Annotated in this window: 23 protein-coding genes; 16 read left to right on the top strand and 7 right to left on the bottom strand. The window is 69.9% G+C overall.

Annotation, left to right across the window (positions count from 1 at the left end; translation table 11 throughout):
• Positions 1–43 precede the first annotated feature (43 nt).
• Both ACIP6U_RS05270 and ACIP6U_RS05265 read right to left on the bottom strand, forming a co-directional pair.
• Positions 44–1,774, bottom strand: a complete 1,731-nt coding sequence (locus ACIP6U_RS05270; protein ID WP_401713267.1) for an ABC transporter substrate-binding protein — start codon at positions 1,772–1,774, stop codon at positions 44–46.
• A gap of 94 nt (positions 1,775–1,868) precedes the next feature.
• On the bottom strand, positions 1,869–2,894 hold the full coding sequence (locus ACIP6U_RS05265; RefSeq protein ID WP_401713264.1) for an ABC transporter permease: 1,026 nt from the start codon (positions 2,892–2,894) through the stop codon (positions 1,869–1,871).
• A gap of 396 nt (positions 2,895–3,290) precedes the next feature.
• Here ACIP6U_RS05265 and ACIP6U_RS05260 point away from each other — a divergent pair, with 396 nt between their 5' ends.
• The 6 genes from ACIP6U_RS05260 to ACIP6U_RS05235 are packed head-to-tail and all read left to right on the top strand — an operon-like array spanning position 3,291 to position 9,095.
• Complete coding sequence (locus ACIP6U_RS05260; protein ID WP_401713261.1) at positions 3,291–4,931, top strand: ABC transporter substrate-binding protein; 1,641 nt, start codon at positions 3,291–3,293, stop codon at positions 4,929–4,931.
• A gap of 6 nt (positions 4,932–4,937) precedes the next feature.
• Entirely contained in the window at positions 4,938–5,861 is a 924-nt protein-coding gene (locus ACIP6U_RS05255) for an ABC transporter permease (RefSeq protein WP_401713259.1), read from the top strand.
• Positions 5,854–6,834, top strand: coding sequence for an ABC transporter permease (locus ACIP6U_RS05250; protein ID WP_401713256.1), 981 nt, complete (start codon positions 5,854–5,856; stop codon positions 6,832–6,834). The genes ACIP6U_RS05255 and ACIP6U_RS05250 overlap by 8 nt, the downstream gene beginning before the upstream one ends.
• Before the next feature lie 4 nt (positions 6,835–6,838).
• On the top strand, positions 6,839–7,045 hold the full coding sequence (locus tag ACIP6U_RS05245; protein ID WP_401713253.1) for a hypothetical protein: 207 nt from the start codon (positions 6,839–6,841) through the stop codon (positions 7,043–7,045).
• Positions 7,046–7,054: 9 nt separating this feature from the next.
• The gene (locus tag ACIP6U_RS05240) at positions 7,055–8,029 is read left to right on the top strand and encodes an ABC transporter ATP-binding protein (protein WP_401713250.1); all 975 of its coding nucleotides are present in this window, start codon (positions 7,055–7,057) and stop codon (positions 8,027–8,029) included.
• Positions 8,022–9,095: an ABC transporter ATP-binding protein gene (locus ACIP6U_RS05235; RefSeq protein ID WP_401713248.1), complete on the top strand. Its 1,074-nt coding sequence runs from the start codon at positions 8,022–8,024 to the stop codon at positions 9,093–9,095. Before ACIP6U_RS05240 ends, ACIP6U_RS05235 begins: the two co-directional genes overlap by 8 nt.
• 128 nt (positions 9,096–9,223) lie before the next feature.
• On the opposite strand, the gene ACIP6U_RS05230 is transcribed toward ACIP6U_RS05235, so the two are convergent.
• Entirely contained in the window at positions 9,224–11,338 is a 2,115-nt protein-coding gene (locus ACIP6U_RS05230; protein WP_401713245.1) for a prolyl oligopeptidase family serine peptidase, read from the bottom strand.
• A 196-nt stretch (positions 11,339–11,534) separates the two neighbouring features.
• On the opposite strand from ACIP6U_RS05230, the gene ACIP6U_RS05225 reads away from it, so the two are divergent.
• From ACIP6U_RS05225 to ACIP6U_RS05210, 4 genes are all read left to right on the top strand, one after another.
• Complete coding sequence (locus tag ACIP6U_RS05225; RefSeq protein WP_123997939.1) at positions 11,535–11,729, top strand: hypothetical protein; 195 nt, start codon at positions 11,535–11,537, stop codon at positions 11,727–11,729.
• 46 nt (positions 11,730–11,775) lie between these two features.
• A complete protein-coding gene (gene mshB / locus ACIP6U_RS05220) occupies positions 11,776–12,654 on the top strand; it encodes an N-acetyl-1-D-myo-inositol-2-amino-2-deoxy-alpha-D-glucopyranoside deacetylase (protein WP_401713242.1) in 879 nt (292 codons plus the stop codon).
• Entirely contained in the window at positions 12,651–13,061 is a 411-nt protein-coding gene (locus ACIP6U_RS05215; protein ID WP_123997937.1) for a DUF6113 family protein, read from the top strand. The genes mshB and ACIP6U_RS05215 overlap by 4 nt, the downstream gene beginning before the upstream one ends.
• Positions 13,062–13,216: 155 nt before the next feature.
• Positions 13,217–15,538 (top strand): hypothetical protein, encoded by a 2,322-nt coding sequence (locus ACIP6U_RS05210; protein ID WP_401713239.1) that lies wholly within the window; start codon positions 13,217–13,219, stop codon positions 15,536–15,538.
• Positions 15,539–15,599: 61 nt separating this feature from the next.
• Here ACIP6U_RS05210 and ACIP6U_RS05205 read toward each other — a convergent pair whose 3' ends face one another.
• A complete protein-coding gene (locus ACIP6U_RS05205) occupies positions 15,600–15,929 on the bottom strand; it encodes a hypothetical protein (protein WP_401713237.1) in 330 nt (109 codons plus the stop codon).
• A gap of 195 nt (positions 15,930–16,124) precedes the next feature.
• On the opposite strand from ACIP6U_RS05205, the gene ACIP6U_RS05200 reads away from it, so the two are divergent.
• The 4 genes from ACIP6U_RS05200 to ACIP6U_RS05185 are packed head-to-tail and all read left to right on the top strand — an operon-like array spanning position 16,125 to position 19,610.
• Positions 16,125–17,051 carry an ABC transporter ATP-binding protein gene (locus tag ACIP6U_RS05200; protein ID WP_401713235.1) on the top strand — a complete coding sequence of 309 codons (927 nt, stop codon included), beginning with the start codon at positions 16,125–16,127 and terminating at the stop codon, positions 17,049–17,051.
• Positions 17,048–17,788, top strand: a complete 741-nt coding sequence (locus tag ACIP6U_RS05195; protein WP_401713232.1) for an ABC transporter permease — start codon at positions 17,048–17,050, stop codon at positions 17,786–17,788. The genes ACIP6U_RS05200 and ACIP6U_RS05195 overlap by 4 nt, the downstream gene beginning before the upstream one ends.
• Positions 17,785–18,999, top strand: coding sequence for a sensor histidine kinase (locus ACIP6U_RS05190; RefSeq protein WP_401713230.1), 1,215 nt, complete (start codon positions 17,785–17,787; stop codon positions 18,997–18,999). The genes ACIP6U_RS05195 and ACIP6U_RS05190 overlap by 4 nt, the downstream gene beginning before the upstream one ends.
• Positions 18,996–19,610, top strand: a complete 615-nt coding sequence (locus ACIP6U_RS05185) for a response regulator (RefSeq protein ID WP_401713227.1) — start codon at positions 18,996–18,998, stop codon at positions 19,608–19,610. The genes ACIP6U_RS05190 and ACIP6U_RS05185 overlap by 4 nt, the downstream gene beginning before the upstream one ends.
• Positions 19,611–19,728: 118 nt before the next feature.
• Here ACIP6U_RS05185 and ACIP6U_RS05180 read toward each other — a convergent pair whose 3' ends face one another.
• Entirely contained in the window at positions 19,729–20,580 is an 852-nt protein-coding gene (locus tag ACIP6U_RS05180; protein ID WP_401713224.1) for a transglutaminase-like domain-containing protein, read from the bottom strand.
• A gap of 29 nt (positions 20,581–20,609) precedes the next feature.
• Complete coding sequence (locus tag ACIP6U_RS05175; RefSeq protein ID WP_401713221.1) at positions 20,610–21,698, bottom strand: GNAT family N-acetyltransferase; 1,089 nt, start codon at positions 21,696–21,698, stop codon at positions 20,610–20,612.
• Between the two features lie 110 nt (positions 21,699–21,808).
• Between ACIP6U_RS05175 and fdxA the strand changes: the two genes are divergently transcribed.
• Together fdxA and ACIP6U_RS05165 are read left to right on the top strand one after the other, a co-directional pair.
• Positions 21,809–22,135 carry a ferredoxin gene (fdxA, locus tag ACIP6U_RS05170; RefSeq protein ID WP_187747405.1) on the top strand — a complete coding sequence of 109 codons (327 nt, stop codon included), beginning with the start codon at positions 21,809–21,811 and terminating at the stop codon, positions 22,133–22,135.
• Positions 22,136–22,249: 114 nt separating this feature from the next.
• Positions 22,250–23,344, top strand: coding sequence for a bifunctional succinyldiaminopimelate transaminase/glutamate-prephenate aminotransferase (locus ACIP6U_RS05165; protein ID WP_401713217.1), 1,095 nt, complete (start codon positions 22,250–22,252; stop codon positions 23,342–23,344).
• Positions 23,345–23,480: 136 nt separating this feature from the next.
• Here the strand turns inward: ACIP6U_RS05165 and ACIP6U_RS05160 are convergent, their stop codons facing one another.
• On the bottom strand, positions 23,481–23,948 hold the full coding sequence (locus ACIP6U_RS05160) for an ATP-binding protein (RefSeq protein ID WP_401713215.1): 468 nt from the start codon (positions 23,946–23,948) through the stop codon (positions 23,481–23,483).
• Positions 23,949–24,075: the final 127 nt, after the last annotated feature.

The raw sequence follows: 24,075 nt of genomic DNA, 5'->3' as shown, positions 1-24,075 counted from the left end.
GGGGGCGGCCCGGTGCGGGACCGCCCCCTGGTGCCGCAGGCGCCTACGCCTTGGCGTAGAGCCTGGTGAGCGCGATGCCGGTGTTTCCGGCGTCGTAGACGAAGCCGCCGACCTTCGTGCCGTGCATCCAGTTGCGGATGGCGTGGTAGTCCGGGACACAGGCCGCGAGTTCCATGACCTGCTTGTCGATGGCGCCCCAGGCCTTGTTGGCCTCGTCCGCGTCGGTGATCAGCGAGGCGGCCGCGATGGCCTTGTCGACGCTCGCGTTCTTCAGCTGCGCGTAGTTGCTGCGGCCGTCGCCGATGTTCGCGCCGTCCCAGCAGGGATAGAAGACCGAGTAACCGCCCGGCCAGTCCGGGCTCCAGCCGGCCGCGAACAGGTCGTACTGGTTGTCGATCTTGCCGATCTGGGTGTAGAAGGTCGACTTGTCGATCTGCTTGTTGACGACCGTGAAGCCGGCCGCCTCCAGCGCGTTCTTGATCGCCACGGCCTGCTTCACCGCGTTGTCGGAGGTCTGGTAGGCGATGACCAGCTTCTGGCCGACCTTGCCGGCCTCCTTGAGGAGGGCCTTGGCCTTGACCGGGTCGCCGCCGGGCTTCTTGGTCTTGCCGTAGAGGTCGAACTCCGTGTAGCCGGGCGTCACCGGGGAGAAGATCGTGGTCGCTATCTCGCTGGTGGACGCGCCGCCGCGGATGGTCTGCAACTGCTGGTTCGGCCAGGCGTAGTTGATGGCCTGACGGACCTTGACGTCCGTGATCCGGGTGGTGTTGATCGGCCAGTAGTAGGTGACCGTGTCGACCGCGGTGAGCACCTGCTCCTTGAGCTTCGCGTTGGTGAGGACCGTGGCGATCCGCTCGGGGGCGACCTCGTTGAAGATCGACATCGTGTACTGGTCGTTGCCCTTGTCCGCGATGTAGCGGTCGGTCGAGGCCAGCAGTTCGAAGCCGAACTGGAAGAGGTACTTGTCCGGGTAGGCGTTGCGGATCGGGTCCGTCGCCGCGTCCCAGTGCTCGTTGCGGGTGTACGTCAGGGACTTGCCGACGTCGCGGGCGGAGATCTTGTACGGGCCGCAGGAGAACGGCTGCTTGTCGTACTTCTCCTTGGTGTCCTTCGACTTCTTCACGAAGGAGTACGCCCGCTCGGCGAGCGTGAAGTTGAAGTCACCACGGGCCTCGTTGAGGCGGAAGGTGATGGTCCGGCCGTCGATCTCGATGGAGTCGAGGCTCTTGCCCTCGTAGGGGCCCTTGTACTTGTCGCCGCCCACCAGGAACTGCTGGACGTAGCGCGGGCCCTCGGTGACGAAGGAGGCGAAGAGGCGCTCGAAGGTGTGGCGGACGTCGTCCATGGAGAGGTCGGAGCCGTCCTCCCACTTGATGCCGTCCTTGATGGTGAACGACCAGGTCTTGCCGCCGTCCTTGGCCGTGCCGGCGTCCGTGGCCACGTCGCCGACCAGGGTGGCGCCGCCCTTGGCGTCGAGCTTGTAGCCGGTCAGGCCACGCATGATCGGGGTGGTGATGAGGATCTCGGTGGAGACGTAGATCTGGGCCGGGTCGAGGTGGTCCATGTCGAACTGGTCGAGCCCGTAGATCGTCCCGCCCTTGACCGCGCCGGCGACCTCGGGGGCGGGGCCCGTCGAGTCGGCCTTCGTGCCGACCTCGATCTTGCTCTGCTTGGCCTTGCTGACCGAGGGGATCTTGTTCTTCGAGGTCGAGTTGGAGCCGCCGCAGGCGGTCAGCACCGTGCTCGACGCCGCGACCACACCGGTGGCGATCATGAAGTTTCTACGGGAAAAAGACACAGGAACCCTGCCTTATGGGTGGGACGGGACCAGCCGGGCGACATTGACCGGGCCGGGGATGAGAGAGGGGTCAGCGCTTGGACTTCGGGTCGAGCGCGTCGCGCGCCGAGTCGCCGAGCAGGTTGAACGCCAGGACGAAGATCACCATGGAGAGGCCCGGGAAGAGCATGAAGGTGAAGTCCTGGGTGTAGAACTGGGCGCCCCGCTGGATCATCACGCCCCAGTCGGGGGTCGGGTCGATCATGCCGACACCGAGAAAGGCGAAGCCCGCCTCAGCGGTCACGTAGGCCGGGAGCATGAGCGTGGACTGGATGAGGATCGGGGTCCACAGGTTCGGCAGCAGCTCCTTGAAGACGATGCGCGCCGGCGACGCCCCGGTCACCTTGGCGGCCTCGACGAACTCCCGCTCGCGCAGGCCGAGTACCTGGCCGCGCAGCAGGCGGGCGATCGACGCCCAGCCGAAGAACGAGAGCATGACGATGAGCGCGGTGGCCCGCAGCCAGGTCGGGATGTTGTCGTCGGCGGCGACGAACAGGCCGAACACCACCGGCATGAAGGCGATGATGAACAGCGTCGAGGGGATCGACAGCACGATGTCGACGATCCGGCCGACGATGTAGTCCGTCCTGCCGCCCAGGTAGCCCGCGGTCACGCCGATGACGACACCGAGGGCGGTGGTGATCAGGGTGGCCGCCAGGGCGATGCCCAGCGAGGTCCGGATGCCGTAGATCAGGAAGGTGAAGACGTCGCGGCCCAGCTGCGGCTCGATGCCGAACCAGAACTGCGAGCTCATGCCGCCGTTGGCGCCCGCCGGGTACGAGAAGGGGTCGAGCAGGCTCGGGTCCTGGCTCGCGTACGTCGTGTACGGATTCTTCCCGTACAGCTTGGAGATCAGGGGCGCGGCCAGTGCGATCGCGAAGAAGAAGACCACGATGATCGCGGATATGACACCCGTACGGTCCCGTTTGAAGCGGCGCCACGCGAGCTGTCCCGGGGACCTGCTCTCGTTGGCCTTCGAGTCGGGAGAAGTGATCGACTTCTCGACGCTCTCGTCGGTCACCTCGAGCGGGGCCGTGGATGGAGTTGGGGGGGTCATGGTGCTCCTGGCCCAAGGGAGGGTCTGATGAGACTCCGCAGGGCGCTCCCCTACGGGCTACGCCGGACTTTTTCAACGCAATTCATGCAAGGTCAATAAATTCTCGGTCGAGTTGGGTTTCTCTTTGCAATATTTGCGCCCGCTTGGCCAAGTCGATACTACGCGCGTAGCACTCCGTGATGGATCCGTGCCTGATTTCCGACTAACTACGCCAAACGGGCAACGAGTTCGATATGCGGACGTGCGTGTATCGAAATGTGTACACGGGTGAACATCTGTCACCCCCGGCGGCCATCCGGATGGCGCGTCCCCCGAACGGTCTCGACCGGTGTGCGGTGCGCCCTTTTTGTGTCGATATTGGCCGGTAACGGATTGGCAGTCTTGAGGAGGCACTCCATGCGCGGAGCCACGCACGCCAAATGGGCCGCAGGCGCGGCGGCGGTCGCACTCGCCGTGACGGGCTGCGGGGGCGGGGGCGGGGGCAGCGACAGCGGCGGCGGTGACGGCAGCGCGGTGCTCAGCTCCTCGTGGGGAGACCCGCAGAACCCGCTGGAGCCGGCCAACACCAACGAGGTGCAGGGCGGCAAGGTGCTCGACATGATCTTCCGCGGGCTGAAGCGGTACAACCCGAAGACGGGCGCCGCCGAGGACATGCTCGCCGACAAGATCGACACCACGGACTCGCAGAACTTCACGGTCACGATCAAGGACGGCTGGACCTTCAGCAACGGCGAGGCGGTCACCGCCAAGTCCTTCGTCGACGCCTGGAACTACGGCGCGAGCCTGAAGAACAACCAGAAGAACGCGTACTTCTTCCAGTACATCGTGGGCTACGACAAGACCCACCCCGACGACGGCTCCAAGCAGACCGCGGACACCCTCAGCGGCCTCAAGGTCACCGGCGCCAGGACCTTCACCGTCCAGCTGACGCAGAAGTTCTCGACGTTCCCGGACACTCTCGGCTACCCGGCCTTCGCGCCGCTGCCCAAGGCGTTCTACGACAACCACGCGGCCTGGGTGAAGAAGCCGATCGGCAACGGGCCGTACACGGTGAAGTCGTACGCGAAGGGCTCGCAGATGTCCCTGCGGACCTGGGCCGACTACCCGGGCACGGACAAGGCGGAGAACGGCGGCGTCGACCTCAAGGTCTACACCGACAACAACACCGCCTACACCGACCTGATGGCCGGCAACCTCGACCTCGTCGACGACGTCCCGGCCGCCCAGCTGAAGAACGTCAAGAACGACCTCGGCGACCGCTATCTGAACACCCCCGCCGGCATCATCCAGACCCTCGCGTTCCCGTTCTACGACAAGGACTGGAACAAGAGCAGCTCGGACAAGGTCCGCAAGGGCCTGTCCATGGCGATCAACCGCAAGCAGATCACCGACACGATCTTCCAGAAGACCCGCACCCCGGCCACCGACTGGACCTCACCGGTCCTCGGCAAGGAGGGCGGCTTCCAGGACGGGCTGTGCGGGGACGGCTGCGACTACGACCCGACCGAGGCCAAGAAGCTGATCCAGGAGGGCGGCGGACTGCCCAACGGCCAGGTCAAGATCAGCTACAACGCGGACACGGGCTCGCACAAGGAGTGGGTGGACGCCGTGTGCAACTCCATCAACAACGCGCTCGGCAACGACAAGGCCTGTGTCGGCAACCCGGTCGGCACCTTCGCCGACTTCCGCAGCCAGATCACCCAGAAGAAGATGTCGGGGCCGTTCCGGGCCGGCTGGCAGATGGACTACCCGCTGATCCAGAACTTCCTCCAGCCGCTCTACTACACCAACGCCTCCTCCAACGACGGCAAGTGGTCCAACAAGGACTTCGACAAGCTCGTCAACCAGGCCAACACCGAGACCGACACCGGCAAGGCGATCTCGCTCTTCCAGGACGCCGAGAAGGTGGTCCGCGACAACATGGCGGCGATCCCGCTCTGGTACCAGAACGGCAGCGCCGGCTGGTCGGACCGGCTCTCCAACGTGGCGCTCAACCCCTTCAGCGTCCCCGTCTACAACGAGATCAAGGTCAGCTGACCCGCCGTGGGGCGCTACGTCGTGAGGCGGCTGCTCCAGATGATCCCGGTGTTCATCGGGGCCACGCTGCTGATCTTCCTGATGGTGAACGTGATGGGCGACCCCATCGCGGGCCTGTGCGGCGACAAGCAGTGCGACCCGGCGACGGCGGCCCAGCTCAAGAAGGAGTTCGGCCTCGACAAGCCGGTCTGGCAGCAGTACCTGACCTACATGGGGAACGTCTTCACCGGTGACTTCGGTACGGCGTTCAACGGCCAGAAGGTCACCGACCTGATGTCGACGGCGTTCCCGGTCACCATCCGGCTGACGATCGTGGCGATCCTCTTCGAGATCGTCATCGGCATCTCGCTCGGGGTCGTCACCGGCCTCAGGCGGGGCCGGCCGGTCGACACCGTGGTCCTGCTGCTCACCCTCGTCGTGATCTCCGTCCCCACCTTCGTCACCGGCCTGCTGCTCCAGCTGCTGCTCGGTGTCGAGTGGGGATGGATCAAACCGTCGGTCTCCACGGAGGCGACCTTCTCCGAACTGATCGTGCCGGGCCTGGTGCTGGCCTCCGTCTCCCTGGCCTACGTGACCCGGCTGACCCGCACCTCCATCGCGGAGAACCGGCGCTCGGACTACGTCCGTACGGCCGTCGCCAAGGGCCTGCCCCGCCGCCGGGTGATCATCCGCCACCTGCTCCGCAACTCACTCATCCCCGTCGTCACCTTCATCGGCACCGACATCGGCGCCCTGATGGGCGGCGCCATCGTCACCGAGCGGATCTTCAACATCCACGGCGTCGGCTTCCAGCTCTACCAGGGCATCCTGCGGCAGAACACCCAGACCGTCGTCGGCTTCGTCACCGTCCTCGTCCTCGTCTTCCTGGTGGCCAACCTGCTCGTCGACCTCCTGTACGCCGTACTCGACCCGAGGATCCGCTATGCCTGAGCAGCCGCACGATCCCGAACTCGCGATCGCCGGCACCGGCATGGGCGGTCCGATGGACCTCGCGACGAGCGAGGCGGAGACGCTGGACCGGTCGCCGGGCGGCCCCGACGGCACCGGCCCGCAGGACAGGCCCCGCTCCCTGTGGTCCGACGCCTGGCGCGACCTGCGCCGCAACCCCGTCTTCATCATCTCGGCGCTGGTCATCCTCTTCCTCGTCGTCATCTCCATCTGGCCCTCCCTGATCGCCTCGGGCAACCCCCTCAAGTGCGACCTCTCCAAGGCCCAGGAGGGCTCCCAGCCGGGCCACCCCTTCGGCTACGACGGCCAGGGCTGCGACGTCTACACGCGCACGGTCTACGGCGCCCGTACGTCCGTGACGGTCGGCGTCCTCGCCACGCTCGGGGTCGCCGTCCTCGGCTCGGTCCTCGGCGGCCTCGCCGGCTTCTTCAGCGGCGCCTGGGACTCGGTCCTGTCCCGCATCACCGACATCTTCTTCGCGATCCCGGTGGTCCTGGGCGGCCTGGTCCTGCTCTCCGTCGTCACCAGCAACACGGTCTGGCCGGTGATCGGCTTCATGGTGCTGCTGGGCTGGCCGCAGATCTCCCGGATCGCCCGAGGCTCGGTCATCACCGCCAAACAGAACGACTACGTGCAGGCCGCCCGCGCGCTGGGCGCCTCCAACTCCCGGCTCCTGCTGCGGCACATCGCGCCCAACGCGATCGCCCCGGTGATCGTCGTGGCGACCATCGCGCTCGGCACGTACATCTCCCTGGAAGCGACCCTGTCCTACCTCGGCGTCGGCCTCAAACCGCCCACGGTCTCCTGGGGCATCGACATCTCGGCCGCCTCCACCTACGTCCGCAACGCCCCCCACGCCCTCCTGTGGCCCTCCGGCGCCCTGGCGATCACCGTGCTCGCGTTCATCATGCTCGGCGACGCGGTCCGCGACGCCCTCGACCCGAAGCTGAGGTGACGGCGTGACGGTGCTGGAGGAGTGCGGGCCGCGGCCGGCGTTCCGGGTCCTCGTGCCGGAGCCGGCGGGGGCCGGTGGCCGGGCGGTGGATGCGGATGTGCCGGCCGCCCCGCCCGCCCGGAGGCCCTCGGCCGGGCCGGCGGTCGCCGTGTCCGCGTTCATCATGCTCGGCGACGCGGTCCGCGACGCCCTCGACCCGAAGCTGAGGTGAGTCGGCGTCATGCTGCTCGAAGTGCGTGATCTGCACGTGGAGTTCAGGACCAGGGACGGGGTCGCCAAGGCCGTCAACGGGGTCAACTACGGGGTGGACGCGGGGGAGACGCTCGCCGTGCTGGGGGAGTCCGGGTCCGGGAAGTCCGTCACCGCGCAGGCCGTGATGGGGATCCTCGACATGCCGCCCGGGAAGATCACCGGCGGTGAGATCCTCTTCCGGGGCAAGGACCTGCTCAAGCTCAAGGAGGAGGAGCGCAGGAAGGTCCGCGGCGCCGAGATGGCGATGATCTTCCAGGACGCGCTGTCCTCCCTCAACCCCGTGCTCTCCGTGGGCGACCAGCTCGGCGAGATGTTCACCGTGCACCGCGGGATGTCCCGGAAGGACGCGCGCACCAAGGCCGTCGAGCTGATGGACCGCGTGCGCATCCCGGCCGCCAAGGAGCGCGTCCGCGACTACCCGCACCAGTTCTCCGGCGGTATGCGTCAGCGCATCATGATCGCCATGGCGCTCGCCCTGGAGCCGGCGCTCATCATCGCCGACGAGCCGACGACCGCGCTGGACGTCACCGTCCAGGCCCAGGTCATGGACCTGCTCGCCGAGTTGCAGCGCGAACTGCACATGGGGCTCATCCTCATCACCCACGACCTCGGCGTGGTCGCCGACGTTGCCGACCGGATCGCGGTGATGTACGCGGGCCGGATCGTCGAGCAGGCGCCGGTGCACGACATCTACAAGGCGCCCGCACACCCGTACACCAAGGGCCTGTTGGAGTCGATCCCGCGGCTCGACCAGAAGGGCCAGGAGCTCTACGCCATCAAGGGGCTGCCGCCCAACCTCATGAACATCCCGCCCGGTTGTGCCTTCAACCCCCGCTGCCCGATGGCCCAGGACGTGTGCCGCACGGACGTACCGCCCCTGCACGAGGTGGACGACCAGCGGGTGAGCGCCTGTCACTTCTGGAGGGAGTGCCTCAATGGCTGAGTCGATCCTGGAAGTCAGCGGCCTGGTCAAGCACTATCCGTTGACCCAGGGCATCGTGTTCAAGAAGCAGATCGGTGCCGTCAAGGCCGTCGACGGCGTCGACTTCGCGCTCGGCAAGGGCGAGACCCTCGGCATCGTCGGCGAGTCCGGCTGCGGCAAGTCGACGGTCGCCAAGATGCTGGTCAACCTGGAGAAGCCGACGGCCGGTTCGATCAAGTACAAGGGCGAGGACATCACCACCCTGTCCGGCCGCGCCCTGCGCACCGTACGCCGCAATATCCAGATGGTCTTCCAGGACCCCTACACCTCCCTCAACCCCCGTATGACGGTGGGCGACATCATCGGGGAGCCCTACGAGATCCACCCCGAGGTGGCCCCCAAGGGCGACCGGCGCAAGAAGGTCCAGGACCTGCTGGACGTGGTCGGGCTCAACCCCGAGTACATCAACCGCTATCCGCACCAGTTCTCCGGCGGCCAGCGCCAACGCATCGGCATCGCAAGGGGGTTGGCCCTGCGTCCCGAGATCATCGTGGCCGACGAACCGGTCTCCGCCCTCGACGTCTCCGTGCAGGCCCAGGTGATCAACCTGCTCGACCGGCTGCAGACCGAGTTCGAGCTGTCGTACCTCTTCATCGCCCACGACCTGTCGATCGTCCGGCACATCTCGGACCGGGTCGGCGTGATGTACCTGGGCCGGATCGTGGAGATCGGCAAGGACGCCGAGATCTACGACCATCCCACGCACCCCTACACCCAGGCGCTGCTGTCCGCCGTCCCCGTGCCCGACCCGGAGGCCCGCGAGCACCGGGAGCGGATCATCCTGGTCGGTGACGTGCCGTCACCGACGAACGTGCCGTCCGGCTGCCGCTTCCGCACCCGGTGCTGGAAGGCCCAGGAGCGCTGCGAGTTGGAGGTGCCGCTGCTGGCGGTGCCCGCGGAGTTCCGGCTCATGAGCGGTCCCGCCGCGCACGACTCGGCCTGTCACTTCGCGGAGGAGAAGCAGGTCGTGCCGACGGACGAGCCGGGGCCGGAGAAGGCGGGAGAGAACGGCAACGGGCCGGGATGACATGGCGCATCCCGGCCCGTTTACGGCACCCGCACGGCCGTACGCTGTTCAGACTGGCGCGTCCGTATATCGGTACCGCTTCCGCGAAGTTGCCTGCGTGTAAACGCGATTCGCGGGCATTTGTGCGGTTATTTCAATGATCGTTTGAGGAAGTCCAGCTGAAGCAGGAGCAGATTCTCGGCGACCTCCTCCTGCGGGGTCATGTGGGTCACCCCGGACAGCGGGAGCACCTCGTGCGGGCGGCCGGCGGCCAGCAGGGCGGAGGACAGGCGCAGTGAGTGGGCGACCACGACGTTGTCGTCCACCAGGCCGTGGACGATCATCATCGGGCGGTGCGGCTCGGCCGCGTCGACCAATCCCTCGTCGTGGACGACCGAGTTGCGGCGGTAGACCTCCGGCTGCTCGTCCGGGTGGCCCATGTACCGCTCCTGGTAGTGGGTGTCGTACAGCCGCAGATCGGTGACCGGGGCGCCCACCACCGCCGCGTGGAAGACGTCCGGGCGGCGCAGCGCCGCGAGTGCCGCCAGATAGCCGCCGAAGGACCAGCCGCGGATCGCGACCCGGCTCAGGTCGAGCGGGAAGTCGGCGGCGAGCGCCTGGAGCGCGTCGACCTGGTCCTGCACGACGATCGCCGCGAGGTCGTCCCGCACCGCCTTCTCCCAGGCGGGGGAGCGGCCCGGCGTACCCCGCCCGTCGGCCACGACGACCGCGAACCCCTGGTCGGCGAACCACTGCGAGGTGAGATACGGATTGCGTGCGGCGACCACCCGCTGACCGTGCGGACCACCGTAGGGGTCGAGCAGGACCGGCAGGGAGGTGTCACCGGCGTAGTCACGCGGCAAGAGCACGGCGCACGGGATTCGTCGTGCGCCCCCCTCGACAAGCGTCACACGCGGGGACAAACCGGGATCTTCGGCATGTGGGGTCACGGTCGCGAACTGCTTGCCGTCGCGCAGCAGCCGTACCTGCGCGCCCGGGTGGTCGAGCGAGGCGGACACCAGCACGGTCACGCCCCCGGCGCGCACCGCCGTGTGCACGCCGGGTTCCTGCGACAAGCGCTCCACGCCGAGTTCGCTGACGCGGTAGACGTGCACCTCGCCGATCTCGGACGCCTCGGCCTCCGCGCCCGCCGACGCCGAGACCAGCACGTCGTCGTCCCCGACCGCCAGCACGGCGCGTACGTGCAACTGCGGTCCGGTCAGGGGGCGTTCGCCGACCGCCAGGACCCGCGCGCCGCCCTCGTCGGCGATCCGCACGAGCCGCCCCGAAGGGCTCCAGCAGGGCACTCCGGGGAAAAGATCAAGCCAAATTGGATCTTCGTCCGCGTGTACCAGACGGGTCGCTCCCGTGTCCGGATCCACCGCCAGGTACAGCTGACTGCGCTGGTCGCGCGCCTGTACGAGGAGCAGCGGCGCACCCGCGTCTGACCAGTGCACATGCGCCAGATACGGATACCGCGCCCGGTCCCAGACGACCTCCGTGCGGGCCCCGTGCAGGCCGATCACGAACAGCCGCACCTCCGCGTTGGCGGTGCCCGCCGCCGGATACGGGACGTGCTGTGGATCACGTTCGGGATGCGCCGGGTCGGAGATCCACCAGCGCTGCACGGGCGTGTCGTCCACGCGCGCGACCAGCAGCCGGTCGGACTCGGGCGACCACCAGAAGCCGCGCTGGCGCTGCATCTCCTCGGCCGCGATGAACTCGGCCAGTCCATAGGTGATGTTCGCCGACTCCGGCTCGGCGAGCGCCCGTTCACCCTCGCCCTCGGCGCCCACGATCCGCAGGGCACCGCCGGCCACGTAGGCGACATGCCGTCCGTCGGGGGCCGGGCGCGGGTCGATCACCGGTCCGGGGACGGTGAGTTCACGTGCCGTGCCGGCCCGCAGTTCGGCCGTGAACAGCCGCCCCGACAGGGCGAAAGAGGCCAGCTCGACGGTCGCGTCGGTGGCGTAGCCGACGATGCCGGCGCCGCCCTCGCGGCTGCGTTCGCGACGGGCGCGCTCCTGCGGGGAGAGGTCCTCGGCGGCCCCGTCGAGCAGGGCGCGCGGGTCCGCCGCGACGCGCTCCCCGCCGTCCGTCGGATCCAGCACCCACAGTGAATTCGCCCTGTCCGTACCGGAGGTGGAGCGCAGGAACACGACCCGCGAACCGTCGGGTGCCACCGAGAACGCGCGCGGCGCACCGAGCGTGAAGCGCTGGGTGCGGGCGTGTCGGCGGGGGAAAGAGTCGGACGTCGTCGTCATGCTCCGACCATATTGGCCATGCGCCCCCTTGTGCGGCCGTGCGCCGATCGATGCGCGCGTGCGGATAGTTATGATCACTGACGCATGGTGGGTATGAATCCGCTGGCTGACGTATGGATTTATCTGCTGGATTCATCTGCCCCTTGGTCCGACTGGTCCGACCCCGCGTACTTGGGATCTTTGGAGGTGAGCCGCCGTGGCACTTTCGATTTCGGCGGTGGTGCTGCTGGCGATCGTCGTCTTCCTGTTGGTCAAGAAGTCAGGTCTGAAGGGCGGGCACGCCGTGGTGTGCGTCCTTCTCGGCTTCTACCTCGCCTCCTCGACCGTCGCTCCCACCATCAGTGAGCTGACGACGAACATCGCGGGGATGATCGGCAGCCTCAAGTTCTGACCCGGGCCGCGCCGGGCTTGTCGGTGGCGCCTCGTAGGGTGGCTCCATGACGGAACTGCCTGCTCGGCGTCTGCTCCTGGTGCACGCGCATCCTGACGACGAGTCGATCAACAACGGCGCGACCATGGCCCGGTACGCGGCCGAGGGTGCCCACGTGACCCTGGTCACCTGCACCCTCGGCGAGCTCGGCGAGGTCATCCCGCCGCAGCTGCGCCACCTGACCGGCGCCGCCCTGGGCGAGTACCGCCGGGGCGAGCTCGCGGCGGCCCTGCGTGCGCTCGGCGTCCAGGACTTCCGTCAGCTCGGCGGCCCCGGACGCTACCGCGACTCCGGAATGATGGGCCTCGCCGACAACGACGACCCCGCCGCCTTCTGGCAGGCCGACCTCGATGAAGCCGCAGGCCACCTCGTCGAGGTGATCCTGGAGGTACGCCCCCAGGTCCTCGTCACCTACGACGAGCACGGCGGGTACGGCCACCCCGACCACATCCAGGCCCACCGCGTCGCGACGCGCGCCGCCGAGCTGGCCGCCGACGCCGGCTGGCGGATCCCCAAGGTCTACTGGAACCGCGTCCCGCGCCCGGTCGCCGAGGCCGCGTTCGCCCGCCTCTCGGGCGCCCTGCTCGGCCTGCCCTTCGCCAAGTCCGCCGTTGTCGACGACGTGCCGGGCGTGGTGGCCGACGACCTCGTCACCACCGAGATCGACGGCACCGCGTACGCCGCCGCCAAGGCCGCAGCGATGCGCGCGCACGCGACCCAGATCGCCGTCGCGGAACCGTACTTCGCGCTCTCCAACGAGCTGGCCCAGCCGCTCTTCACGACGGAGTACTACGAACTCGTGGGGGGCGCCGGAGCAGTTCGGCGCGATTCCGGTGGGCGCGAGACCGACCTGTTCGCCGGCATCGGCACCGAGGAGGCGTCATGAGCGACCGGGGTTCCATGCTCGCGCAGCCCTTGCAGCGGCCCTCTCTCGGGCGGGCGCTCCTCTACGTGGGGCTCTTCGTGCTCGGTGCGGTGGTCGGGGGCGCCGGGGCGCTGGTGCAGTCCGGCTGGTTCCCGGGCGGGCTGCTGCTCGCGCTCGTCGGCGAGGCGGGGCTCTGTCTCGGCGGCGGCTGGGCGATCGGCGGCCGGGGCGGGGCGATCGCGCCCGCCGCCGGCTGGATGGTCTCCGTCATCCTGCTCACCGCCAGCAGACCGGAGGGCGACTTCCTGTTCGCTGCAGGAGGTGGCTCTTATCTCTTCCTCCTCGGAGGGATGGCCGTCGCTGTGATCTGCGCCACCCTTGGACAAGGGCGGCAACCAGGCGCCCGTGACGTCCGACTTGGCAAGTGACGTACCACTTCGCCGTTAAGGGCGCGTGCAAGTGCCGTGTGGGTTTACTCGGCGGTCGCGGGATACGCGCCAGACGTGGCCAGTATGGTGGTGCGCGCCGCCGAGCCGCCCGCTGAGGTTGTGTCGGGCGGCGGAGCCAACCGGGAGAACCTGCCTTGAGTCGTGAAACTGACACTCCGTCCTCCGGGCCCAACGGGCGCGGCGGGGCCGCCTACCCGTCGGGTACGCCGCCGTACGGGACCCCCGCGGTTCCCGACGCCGGTACGGACGCGGGTCGTTCGGCCGCGCAGCCGGAGGAACGCAAGACCGAGACCACGCTGACGACCCGGATCCGGATCAACATCCCCGGGTCGCGGCCCATTCCGCCTGTCGTCGTACGGACCCCCGTCACGGACGCGGACGCCCCCGACGGCAGTGCTGCGGAGGCCGAGGCTCCGGCGCTGCCCGCGCTGCCGTCCATGGGCTCCGGCGAGCCGCCCACCGGACAGGGCGGACCCGGCGCTCCCGGCGGCTCCGGCGGGGAGAAGACGAGCGACTGGTTCGCGCCCCGCAAGTCCTCGGCGGGCAAGCCCGATTCGGGCGGCGGTGCCACCAACGGCGCCGGAATCCCGGGCGGTTCGGCCGCCCCCGCCACGCCTCCCGCGGGCACTCCGACCCCCGGTGCCCGTCCCGGCGCGGGCCGCCCCGGCGGTGTCGTCGGCTCCATGAGCGTGCCGGGCGGCTCCCGCCCCGGCGGCGCGAGCGGTGCCCGGCCCGGCGGGACCAACGGTTCGGGGCTCACCGGCGCGACCGGCGGCCCGGTGGCCCCCGGACACGGCGGCGGCACCGGTTCCTTCGACGTCACCGAGGCGCTCGCCGCGGGACCGCTGGGCCCCGGCTCACGTCCCGGCGGCGGCGAACCGCGCCGCGCCGAGCTGCCGTACTTCGCCGAGGGCGAGCGCGGGGAGCAGGGCGGCCCGGGCACCCAGGGCGGCTACGGCGGCCCCGGCGGCGCGAGCGGCTTCAACGGACCGGGCGGCCCCGGCGGCCCCGGTGGCGGCCCGCACGGCCCCGCGGGACCGACCGGCGGTCCGGTCACCGGCGACGGGCCGATGGCCCCGCAGCTGGGCGCCGGCCCCGGCGGCCCCAACGGCCAGGGCGGCTATGGCGGTCCCGGCGGTCCGGGCAACCCGCACGACTTCTCGACGCCCGGCGGCCCTGGCGGTCCTGGTGCCATGGGCGCTCCCGGCACGGGACCCGGCGCCGGACCGCGTGGGCTCGGTCCCGGCGGCGGGCTGAGCGACGACACCGCGATCCTCACCCCGCAGATTCCCGCCTCCGCGCGGCCACCGCAGAGCTACCCGAACCCCGACAACGTCTCCGGGCACACCGTCACCAGCGGCATCCCGGTCGTCCCGTCCGGCCAGGGCGCGCCCTTCGGACCGGGCGCCCACACCGACGGACCGCTGCCGCACACCCCGCCCAAGCTGCCCGAGCCGGTCGCGCAGGACGTGCCGGCCGCGGCGTCGAGCAAGGCGGGCAAGAAAAAGAAGAAGGGGCGCAGCAAGCTGGTGCTCCTGGTCGTCGCCCTGTTCGTCATCGGCGGCGGTGCCTACGGCGCCGGGCTGCTGATGAACCACACCGACGTGCCCAAGGGCTCCACCGTGCTGGGTGTCGACATCGGCGGCGGCACCCGCGACGACGCCGTCAAGAAGCTCGACGAGGCCTTCGGCAACCGCGTCAACAAGCCGCTGAAGCTCTCCGTGGGCGGCAGCACCGTCTCGCTCACGCCGGACCAGGCGGGCCTGCAGTTCGACGAGCAGGCCACGGTCGCCGCGGCCGCGCAGAGCGACTACAACCCGGTCTCCGTCGTCGGCTCCCTCTTCGGCAACCACCGGATCATCGACCCGGTCATGCCGGTGGACGAGGAGAAGCTGACCGCCGCTCTCAAGGACGCGGCCGGCGGCTCCGGCTCGGTGACCGAGGGCACGATCGAGTTCAAGTCCGGCAAGCCGGTCGCCGTCTACGGCAAGGCGGGCAAGGGTATCGACGCCGCGAGGTCGATCGACGCCGTCGTGCAGGCCTACCGCACCCAGGTGGAGACCAACACGACCACGCCGGTCACGGTCGCGACCACGACCCAGCAGCCGGCGATCTCGAACGCCGAGGTCGACCGCGAGATGAAGGACTTCGCGAAGCCGGCGATGTCCGCCCAGGTCATCGTGCAGACCGACGCGACGCACAGCATCCCGTTCGGTTCCCTGTCCCTGCCGAAGATCCTCGGCTTCAAGGCGGTGGACGGCAAGCTGGTGGAGACGTACGACCTCGACGCGCTCAAGGAGGCGTACGGCGCCACCTTCGAGGGCGTGCTGATCACCCGGGGCACCGGCCAGAAGACGGCCGTCACCCCCCAGGACGTCGCCGGCGCGCTGCGCAAGGCGCTGGTCGGCAAGACGGCGGCGGAGCGCATCGGGGTCATCGACACCGACCCGAGCTGACGTCCGTAGGAACGTGTGAAGGCCCGTCCTGACCGGACGGGCCTTCATGGGTTTCACGCGGTCACGGACGCGTGATGCAGTACAGGGCCACGTAGCCCTTGATCCCCTGGTAGTTGATGGCGATCCAGAAGAATCCGTCGGTGTGACCGCAGGCGGTGTAGGTTCCGCCCTCCGAGGATCCGCCGCATTCGGCGCCCGCGCCCTTGGGGAAGAGCCCGAGGGCGGCCGCGCTGGTCGACTTCGTCTGCCGGATCCGGACGCTCTCCTTGGCATGACAGTTGATGGCCTGGACCGAGACGGTGTCCGAGGATGCCGCCTGTGCCGGGGCGGCGAAGGCGAGGCTGGTGGCGGCGACCACGGCGGTCGCGGCGCCGGCAAGGAACGTGCGCATCACAGTTTCCCCCTGGGGTGGTTGTGCCTGGCGGGTCGGGCCGAGCGGTGATCGAGCCTACTGATTGAACGCGTTCATGCCATCTGCTTTTCAGGCGCGTTCCTGAGCTCACCCTCCCGACATGACATCTGTCATCCGGCACTCAGGACCGCCGACACTGCCGGGCGGGAGCGCCCGGCGGCCACCATGGTCCGCATGACGACGACAGCGGCGACGGCCACCACCCCGGTGGTCGGGTTCGACCAGGTGAGCAAGATCTACGGGGACGTACGGGTCGTGGACGGGCTGACGCTCGCTCTGCACCCGGGGGAGACGGTGGCCCTGCTGGGGCCCAACGGGGCCGGCAAGTCGACCACCCTCGATCTGCTGCTGGGGCTGAGGCAGGCCGACAGCGGCACGGTGAAGGTGTTCGGGAGCAGTCCGCGCGAGGCCATCGTCGCCGGGCGGGTGGGCGCGATGCTGCAGAGCGGCGGGCTGATGGACGAGGTCACGGTCGCCGAGCTGGTCCGGCTCGCCTGCGATCTGCACCCCAGGCCGTACCCGCTGAGCGAGGTGCTGGCCCGCGCCGACATCGCGCAGATCACCGACCGCAAGGTGAACAAGCTCTCCGGCGGCCAGGCCCAGCGCGTCCGCTTCGCCCTCGCCACCGCGGGCGACAGCGATCTGATCGTGCTGGACGAGCCGACCACCGGCATGGACGTCTCCGCCCGCCAGGCCTTCTGGGCCACCATGCGCGAGCAGGCCGACCGGGGCCGCACGGTCCTGTTCGCCACGCACTACCTGGAGGAGGCCGACGCCATCGCGGACCGCGTGCTGGTCCTGCACCGCGGCCGGCTCCTCGCGGACGGCACCGCCGCCGAGATCAAGGCGAAGGCGGGCGCGCGCAAGGTCGCCTTCGACCTGGAGGGCGAGATCGACGAGGCGCCGATCCGGGAGCTGCCGTTCCTCACGTCGGTCGACATCTCCGGCCAGACGGTCCGTATCCAGTCCACCGACGCCGACGCGACCGTCCACGCCCTCTACGGCCTCGGCGTCTACCCCCGCAATCTCGAAGTCGCCGGGCTCGGCCTGGAGCAGGCGTTCGTGGCCATCACCGCCGCCGAGGAGGCGAAGTCGAAGTGAACAGCCTGATCAAGCTGGAACTCACCCGCGCCCTGCGCAACCGCAAGTTCCTGTTCTTCTCGGTGATCTACCCCTCGGCCCTGTTCCTGCTGATCGCGGGCAGCGCCGGCCGCACGGACAAGATCGACGGCACCGGCCTGAACGTCGCGACCTACATGATGGTCTCCATGGCCTCCTTCGGCGCCCTGACGGCCGTCCTGATGGGCAACAGCGAGCGCATCGCCAAGGAGCGGGAGAGCGGCTGGGTACGGCAGCTGCGGCTGACCCCGCTGCCGGGGCGCGGGTACGTGATCGCGAAGACCGCGAGCGCGGCCGTGGTCAGCCTGCCGTCGATCGTGATCGTCTTCCTGGTCGCGGCCACGGTGAAGGACGTACGCCTGGACGCCTGGCAGTGGCTCGCGCTCACCGGCGCGATCTGGGCCGGCAGCCTGGTCTTCGCGGCGCTCGGCGTGGCCATCGGCTACCTCGCCACCGGTGACGCGGTCCGCCCGATCACGATGATCACCTACTTCGGCCTGTCCCTGTTGGGCGGCCTGTGGATGCCCGCGACGACGTTCCCGCAGTGGCTCCAGGACATCGCGAAGTGGCTGCCCACGCACGCGTACGCTGCCCTGGGACAGGCCATCGAGCAGAGCCAGTCCCCGAGCTCGAAGGACGTCGCCCTCCTCGTCGTCTACTTCGCCCTGTTCGCGGGCGGCGCGGCGTGGCTGTACCGGAAGGACACGCTGAAGGCGTGAGCGCGATGACGGAAGATCTGCGGTCCGACGAGGAAGCCCGCGCGGATCGGCTGGTACGGATCGGCCGACCGCCCCGCAACCGGGGCGACGCGATCCGCAAGCTGGTGTGGGTCCTGCCCTGGCTGGTCTTCCTCAGCGCCCCCGTGCAGGACCTGACGGCCGGCCACCACACCCCCTCGGCCACGACGGCCGGCTGGGTGGGCCTGGTGGCCTTCACCGGGATCTACCTGGCCGTCGTCTTCCGCACCATGGGCCGCCCCTACGCGGGCTGGTTCGTCGCCGTCCTGGTGGCCGTGCTGGGGGTCCTGGCCGTCACCCTGTCCTTCTCCCTCGGCAGCCACTGGCTGGGCCTGTACGTCTACGTCTCCGTCACCTGCGGGATCACCCTCCCCCTGCGCGCCGCGTACTGGACGATCCCGCTGGCCACCGCCGCGATGATGCTGGCGGGCTGGTTCGTCGACGACCTGGACGAGGCCTGGGGCCTGTTCCTGGTGGTGCTGCTGGTGGGCTACTCGATGACGGGTGTACGACAACTGGTGCGTACGACGGTGGAGTTGCGCAAGGCACGCGCCACCGTCGCCCAACTGGCCGCCAACGAGGAGCGGTTGCGCCTGGCCCGGGACCTGCACGACCTGCTCGGCCACTCCCTCTCGCTGATCACGCTGAAGAGCGAACTCGCGGGCCGTATGCTCCCCGACCACCCCGACAAGGCGGCCCAGCAGGTCGCCGACATCGAACAGGTCAGCCGGCAGGCCCTGGTCGACGTCCGGGAGGCCGTCACCGGTTACCGCCGCCCGCGCCTGGCCGCCGAACTGGCGGGCGCCCAGGTCGCGTTGACCGCGGCGGGGGTCACCGCCGAACTCCCCGAGGAAGCCACCGTCGACCTGACCGGCGTACCCGAGGAGAGTCAAGCGGCCCTGGCCTGGGCGCTGCGCGAGGCGATCACCAACGTCGTCCGGCACAGCGGTGCCCGGCGCTGCACGGTGGAGCTGCTCGCCCGCCAGACCCTGGGCGGCCGGATGCTGGAACTCACCGTCGAGGACAACGGCTCCGGCGGCTCCGGCAAGGGCCCCGGCAACGGCCTCACGGGCCTCGCCGAGCGCCTGGAGAAGGCGGGCGGCACCCTCGAAGCCGCCGGCACCAAGCACGGCTTCCGCCTGGTCGTCCGCGTGCCCGCCGGCACCCCGGCGGACGTAGGATCCGGGGCATGAGCCGAACGATCAAGGTCCTGCTGGCCGAGGACCAGTCGATGGTCCGCGAGGCGCTGGCCGCGCTGCTCGGTCTGGAGGACGACATCGAGGTCGTCGCCCAGGTGGCGCGCGGCGACGAGGTCCTGGCCGCGGTCCGCGAACACGCCGTGGACGTGGCCCTGTTGGACATCGAGATGCCCGGCTGCACCGGCATCGAGGCGGCGGCCGCCGTACGCAGGGAACTCCCGTCCGTGAGGCTGGTCGTCCTCACCACCTTCGGCCGCCCCGGCTACCTCCGCAGCGCGATGGAGGCCGGCGCCGACGCCTTCCTGGTCAAGGACGCCCCCGCGGCCCAACTCGCCCAAGCGGTACGCAAGGTCCTCGCCGGTGACCGGGTCATCGACCCCACGCTGGCGGCTGCCGCCCTGGCCGATGGCGCGAATCCGCTGACCGAGCGGGAACGAGAGGTACTCCGTGCCGCGGCGGACGGCTCCACGAACGCGGAGCTGGCATCGGCCCTGCACCTGTCCCAGGGCACGGTCCGAAATTACCTTTCGACGGCAATCCAGAAACTGGCGGTACGCAACAGGGCGGAGGCGGTACGGATCGCAAGGGAGAAGGGCTGGTTGTAGCCGACGTTTTAAGGGGCGCGGGGCTGTATCGATGTGCGGCTCCGCCGCGTGGACGCGACCAGCCACAACGCACCCGCACTCGCTCAACCAGAGTCGCTCCTAAGGCGATTGGGCGAGCTCAGTTGAGCAACGCCCGAGCAGCCCGAGCCTGCCCCCGCACCGTCTCCGCCCACGATTCATCAACCGCACTGATCATCCCCGCGTACTCCTCCAACTCCACCGCCCCCTCGACGAAGTCCCCCCGCTGAACAAGGAGTTGCGCTCGCTCGTACCGCAACCGCGCAGGATGCGAAGGCAACAGCAGCGAAAGATCAACCGCCCACAGCGCGACATCCGACCGCTCGGGCCGAGCCACCGCCCAGGCCCGCACGTTGTTGAGAATCCGCAGCACCACCTCCAACGGATTCGGCGGCCTCAACATCGACGCATCCAGCGGAGCCCCCGTCGCCCCCGCGACCAACAACTCCGCGTCGCCCCCACCGAGCACCCGCCCCCCGTCGAACGGATCCGCGAGTACCTGCTGCTCGGGCGGCCCGAACCCGACGACGAAATGTCCGGGAAGTGCCACTCCGTACACCGGCGCCCCAGCCCGCCGAGCGACCTCCATCCACACCACCGACAGCAGGATCGGCAACCCGCGCCGCCGCCGCAGCACCTCGTGCAGCAGGGACGACTCGAGCCGCTGGTAGTCGACGGGGAAACCGCGGTACCCCTCCTGGACACCCAGCAGATGGTGCAACGCGGTCGCCCAGGACAGCGGCCCGCCCGGCCGGAAGGGCAACTGCCCGGCCAGCCGGTCGAGTTCCATCTGCGCGGCGTCCAGCCCGGCCTCGTCCAGCGTGCCGTCGGCCGCCGCGCCGACCAACAGGCACAGCGCGGACAGATCGGGCCGCTCGGACCGAGCCTCTTCGGCGAACCGCCGCCGTACCTCGGCGGCCCGCTCGGGCGGCGGGGGAGTGGGGTGACGCATAGCAGGCTCGTGCCCTTTCCCGGCGATCGCTACCGGCCGTCGTGGATTGTCCCGTTGCCGGGACGGGCCGGCTCCCGGTAGTGGTGATACGCGTGGTGCGCCCCGAACCCCATCCCGTCGTACAGCGCCCGCGCCCCGACGTTCTCCGCCTCGACCTGCAACCAGGCGGCCGAGGCCCCCTCCTCCAGCGCCCGCCGGGCCAACGCGGCCATCACCACGGTGGCCAGCCCCCGCCGCCGCATCGCCGGATCGACCTCCACGGCGGCGAACGAAGCCCACCGCCCATCGACCACGCACCGCCCGATGGCAGCGGGCGACTCCTCGCCGGGAACCGTCGCGAACCACACCGACGGCCCTCCCCCACTCTCGGCTTCGCTCAAGCGGGGGGACCCCCCTCCGAGCACCTCCAACGCCACCTCGCTCACCCCCTTGCGCTGATACCGCGACAGCCACGCCTCGTCGGCCTCCCGGGAGAGCACGACGTCCGCGCCCTCGGCCCGGTCCGCGACCGGCGCGAGCGCCCCGATCCACAGCTCGGCGCTCACCTCACGCACCCAGCCCCGCCGCTCCAGCTCCGCGCACAGCACCTCCTGCGTGCCCTCGGCGCCGGTCGCGGTCTGGATGTACGCCGGCAGCCCCCGGTCGCCGTACCACCGTCGTACGACATCCAGCGCCTCGTCGAGCGGCAGGCCCGGATCGCCCAGCGGGAGCACGGAGTTCGCGCGCCGCGTGAAACCGCTCGCGGCGCGCAGCTCCCAGTCGCCGAGGCGCTCGCTCTCCACCGGCCGCCACGCGCGCGAGGACACGTGCGCGAGTTCCTCGTACGAGGCGGCGGGGCCCCGGCGGCGGGCCGGCGGGGTCGGCACCACCTTGCCCGCGACCAGCGAGGATTCCGCGATGTGGACGCTCTCGCCGCTCTTGCGTGTGATCAGCAGCACACCGTCGTCCCATGATGTGAGAACACCCACCGTGTCGGTGAACTTCTCCTGAGTTGTCCCAGGCTCGTTCAACCGCCGTACGGATACTCGTTTCCCCACGTCAGCTGTGGTGATACGGACCTCGAGACGTCCGGCGGCCGAGATTTCCACAGGTCTGTCCACCCCTCCTGTTCGGATCATGCCCAGGAACGGAGATACTAGGGGCGGGCATCGACGACGCCGCGCTCCCGCGCGCCAGGCGGCGGAGCCTGAGGAGGCCCGCCGGCGCCCTATCGAGGAGGAACGACAGCGTGACCTACGTCATCGCGCAGCCTTGTGTCGACGTCAAGGACAAGGCGTGCATCGAGGAGTGCCCGGTCGACTGCATCTACGAGGGCCAGCGGTCCTTGTACATCCACCCGGACGAATGCGTCGACTGTGGAGCCTGCGAGCCGGTGTGCCCGGTCGAGGCGATCTTCTACGAGGACGACACTCCCGAGGAGTGGAAGGACTACTACAAGGCGAACGTCGAGTTCTTCGACGAGCTCGGCTCGCCGGGCGGCGCCAGCAAGCTGGGTCTGATCGAGCGCGACCACCCGTTCGTCGCCGCGCTGCCCCCGCAGGCAGCGGCCGAGTAGCCGCCGCCCGCGGCCCGCACATCGCGCCGCCTCGGTCCCGTACGGCCTGATCCCCGGATCGCGGCCGTACGGGGCCGAGGCGTTTGCCGTACCGAAGAAAGTGAGCGAGTAACCGTGTCCGCAGTCTCCGACCGCCTGCCCACCTTCCCCTGGGACAAGCTGGAGCCGTACAAGAAGACGGCCGCGGCGCACCCCGGCGGCATCGTCGATCTGTCTGTCGGCACCCCGGTCGATCCGGTCCCCGACCTGATCCAGAAGGCGCTCGTCGACGCGGCCGACTCGCCCGGCTATCCGACGGTCTGGGGCACCCCGGCGCTACGGGACGCGATCACCGGCTGGGTCGAGCGGCGGCTGGGCGCCCGGGGCATCACCCACCGGCACGTCCTGCCGATCGTCGGCTCCAAGGAACTCGTCGCCTGGCTCCCCACCCAGCTGGGCCTCGGCCCGGGCGACCGGGTCGCCTACCCGCGCCTGGCCTACCCGACCTACGAGGTGGGCGCCCGGCTGGCCCGCGCCGAGTACGAGGTCTACGACGACCCCACGGCGCTGGACCCGAGCGGCCTGAAGCTCCTCTGGCTCAACTCGCCCTCCAACCCGACCGGTCGGGTCCTGTCGAAGGACGAGCTGACCCGGATCGTCGCCTGGGCCCGCGAGCACGGCGTCCTGATCTTCTCCGACGAGTGCTACCTCGAACTGGGCTGGGAGGCCGACCCGGTCTCGGTGCTGCACCCGGACGTCAACGGCGGCTCCTACGACGGCATCGTGGCCGTCCACTCGCTCTCCAAGCGCTCCAACCTCGCCGGGTACCGCGCGGCCTTTCTGGCCGGTGACCCGGCCGTCCTGGGCCCGCTCCTGGAGATCCGCAAGCACGGCGGCATGATGACCTCCGCGCCGACCCAGGCCGCCGTGGTCGCGGCCCTCGGCGACGACGGCCATGTGCGCGAGCAGCGGGAGCGGTACCTCGCCCGGCGGGCGGCCCTGCGCGAGGCGCTGGTCGGGCACGGCTTCCGGATCGAGCACAGCGAGGCCAGCCTCTACCTGTGGGCGACCCGCGGCGAGTCCTGCTGGGACACGGTGGCCCACCTGGCAGGACTGGGCATCCTGGTCGCGCCCGGTGACTTCTACGGGACCGCCGGCGACACGTTCGTGCGGGTGGCGCTGACGGCGACGGACGAGCGGGTGCGGGCGGCCGTGGAGCGGCTGGCGTAGACGCGTAGGCGTACGTACGCGTGCGTGCGTGACGACGTGCAGGACCACGCGCACGACGAAGTGCAGGACCACGTGCACGACGAAGGGGCCCGGGAGACGATCCCGGGCCCCTTCTTTTTCGTCGTGCGCGGGGCGATCAGCCGCCGAGCGGCAGGCCCTTCAGCGGGAGGGTGTCCGTGGAGGGGAGGCCGCCGCCGGGGAGGCCGCCCTTGGTGAGGGAGTCCGTGGGCAGCCCGCCCTTGGTGGCGGTCTTCGTGGTGTCACCGACGAGGTCCCCGGCGGAGCCCGCCGCCTCGCCCGCGGTCTTCTGCGCGGCCGGCGCGGCCTTCTTGACCGCCTTGCCGCCGGTCTTGCCCGCGGCCGGCACCGCCTTCTTGACGGCCTTGCTGCCGGCCTCGCCCGCGAGCCCGGTGACGTTCTGTGCCGCTCCGTCGACGGTGTTGCCCACGTTCGCCCCGTCCAGGGCGGTCAGGCCGCCGAGGTTGGGGGTGGCGGGCAGCTCGGGGGCCGCGCTCGCGGCGCCGGCCGCACCTACCCCGGCAGCCGCTCCCGCCGCGACGAGCAGCGCGGCACGGGCAATCCGACGGGTCAGGGGGAGGGACATGATGCTCCTTGTGACGGGAGGAAACGTTGCTCGGACGTCGTGACTACCGCTCGAAGCCCCTCGGAGGTTGCGCAGCGACAACGTAAAGAGTTGGCAATGCGTCGCATAATCGGCTGCGGATAAAAAC

Source organism: Streptomyces sp. NPDC088794 (assembly GCF_044750545.1).
Taxonomy (GTDB): Bacteria; Actinomycetota; Actinomycetes; order Streptomycetales; family Streptomycetaceae; genus Streptomyces.
This window is presented reverse-complemented; position numbering and strand designations above follow the sequence as displayed.

Bases quoted from the DNA above. Each gene is read 5' to 3' on its own strand.
- ACIP6U_RS05200 (WP_401713235.1), top strand. From the start codon at position 16,125: ATGACGACGACAGCGGCGACGGCCACCACCCCGGTGGTCGGGTTCGAC.
- ACIP6U_RS05260 (WP_401713261.1), top strand. From the start codon at position 3,291: ATGCGCGGAGCCACGCACGCCAAATGGGCCGCAGGCGCGGCGGCGGTC.
- ACIP6U_RS05270 (WP_401713267.1), bottom strand. From the start codon at position 1,774: ATGATCGCCACCGGTGTGGTCGCGGCGTCGAGCACGGTGCTGACCGCC.
- ACIP6U_RS05235 (WP_401713248.1), top strand. From the start codon at position 8,022: ATGGCTGAGTCGATCCTGGAAGTCAGCGGCCTGGTCAAGCACTATCCG.
- ACIP6U_RS05205 (WP_401713237.1), bottom strand. From the start codon at position 15,929: ATGCGCACGTTCCTTGCCGGCGCCGCGACCGCCGTGGTCGCCGCCACC.
- ACIP6U_RS05215 (WP_123997937.1), top strand. From the start codon at position 12,651: ATGAGCGACCGGGGTTCCATGCTCGCGCAGCCCTTGCAGCGGCCCTCT.
- ACIP6U_RS05240 (WP_401713250.1), top strand. From the start codon at position 7,055: ATGCTGCTCGAAGTGCGTGATCTGCACGTGGAGTTCAGGACCAGGGAC.
- ACIP6U_RS05185 (WP_401713227.1), top strand. From the start codon at position 18,996: ATGAGCCGAACGATCAAGGTCCTGCTGGCCGAGGACCAGTCGATGGTC.
- ACIP6U_RS05230 (WP_401713245.1), bottom strand. From the start codon at position 11,338: ATGACGACGACGTCCGACTCTTTCCCCCGCCGACACGCCCGCACCCAG.
- ACIP6U_RS05250 (WP_401713256.1), top strand. From the start codon at position 5,854: ATGCCTGAGCAGCCGCACGATCCCGAACTCGCGATCGCCGGCACCGGC.
- ACIP6U_RS05265 (WP_401713264.1), bottom strand. From the start codon at position 2,894: ATGACCCCCCCAACTCCATCCACGGCCCCGCTCGAGGTGACCGACGAG.
- mshB (WP_401713242.1), top strand. From the start codon at position 11,776: ATGACGGAACTGCCTGCTCGGCGTCTGCTCCTGGTGCACGCGCATCCT.
- ACIP6U_RS05160 (WP_401713215.1), bottom strand. From the start codon at position 23,948: ATGTCCCTCCCCCTGACCCGTCGGATTGCCCGTGCCGCGCTGCTCGTC.
- ACIP6U_RS05180 (WP_401713224.1), bottom strand. From the start codon at position 20,580: ATGCGTCACCCCACTCCCCCGCCGCCCGAGCGGGCCGCCGAGGTACGG.
- ACIP6U_RS05175 (WP_401713221.1), bottom strand. From the start codon at position 21,698: ATGATCCGAACAGGAGGGGTGGACAGACCTGTGGAAATCTCGGCCGCC.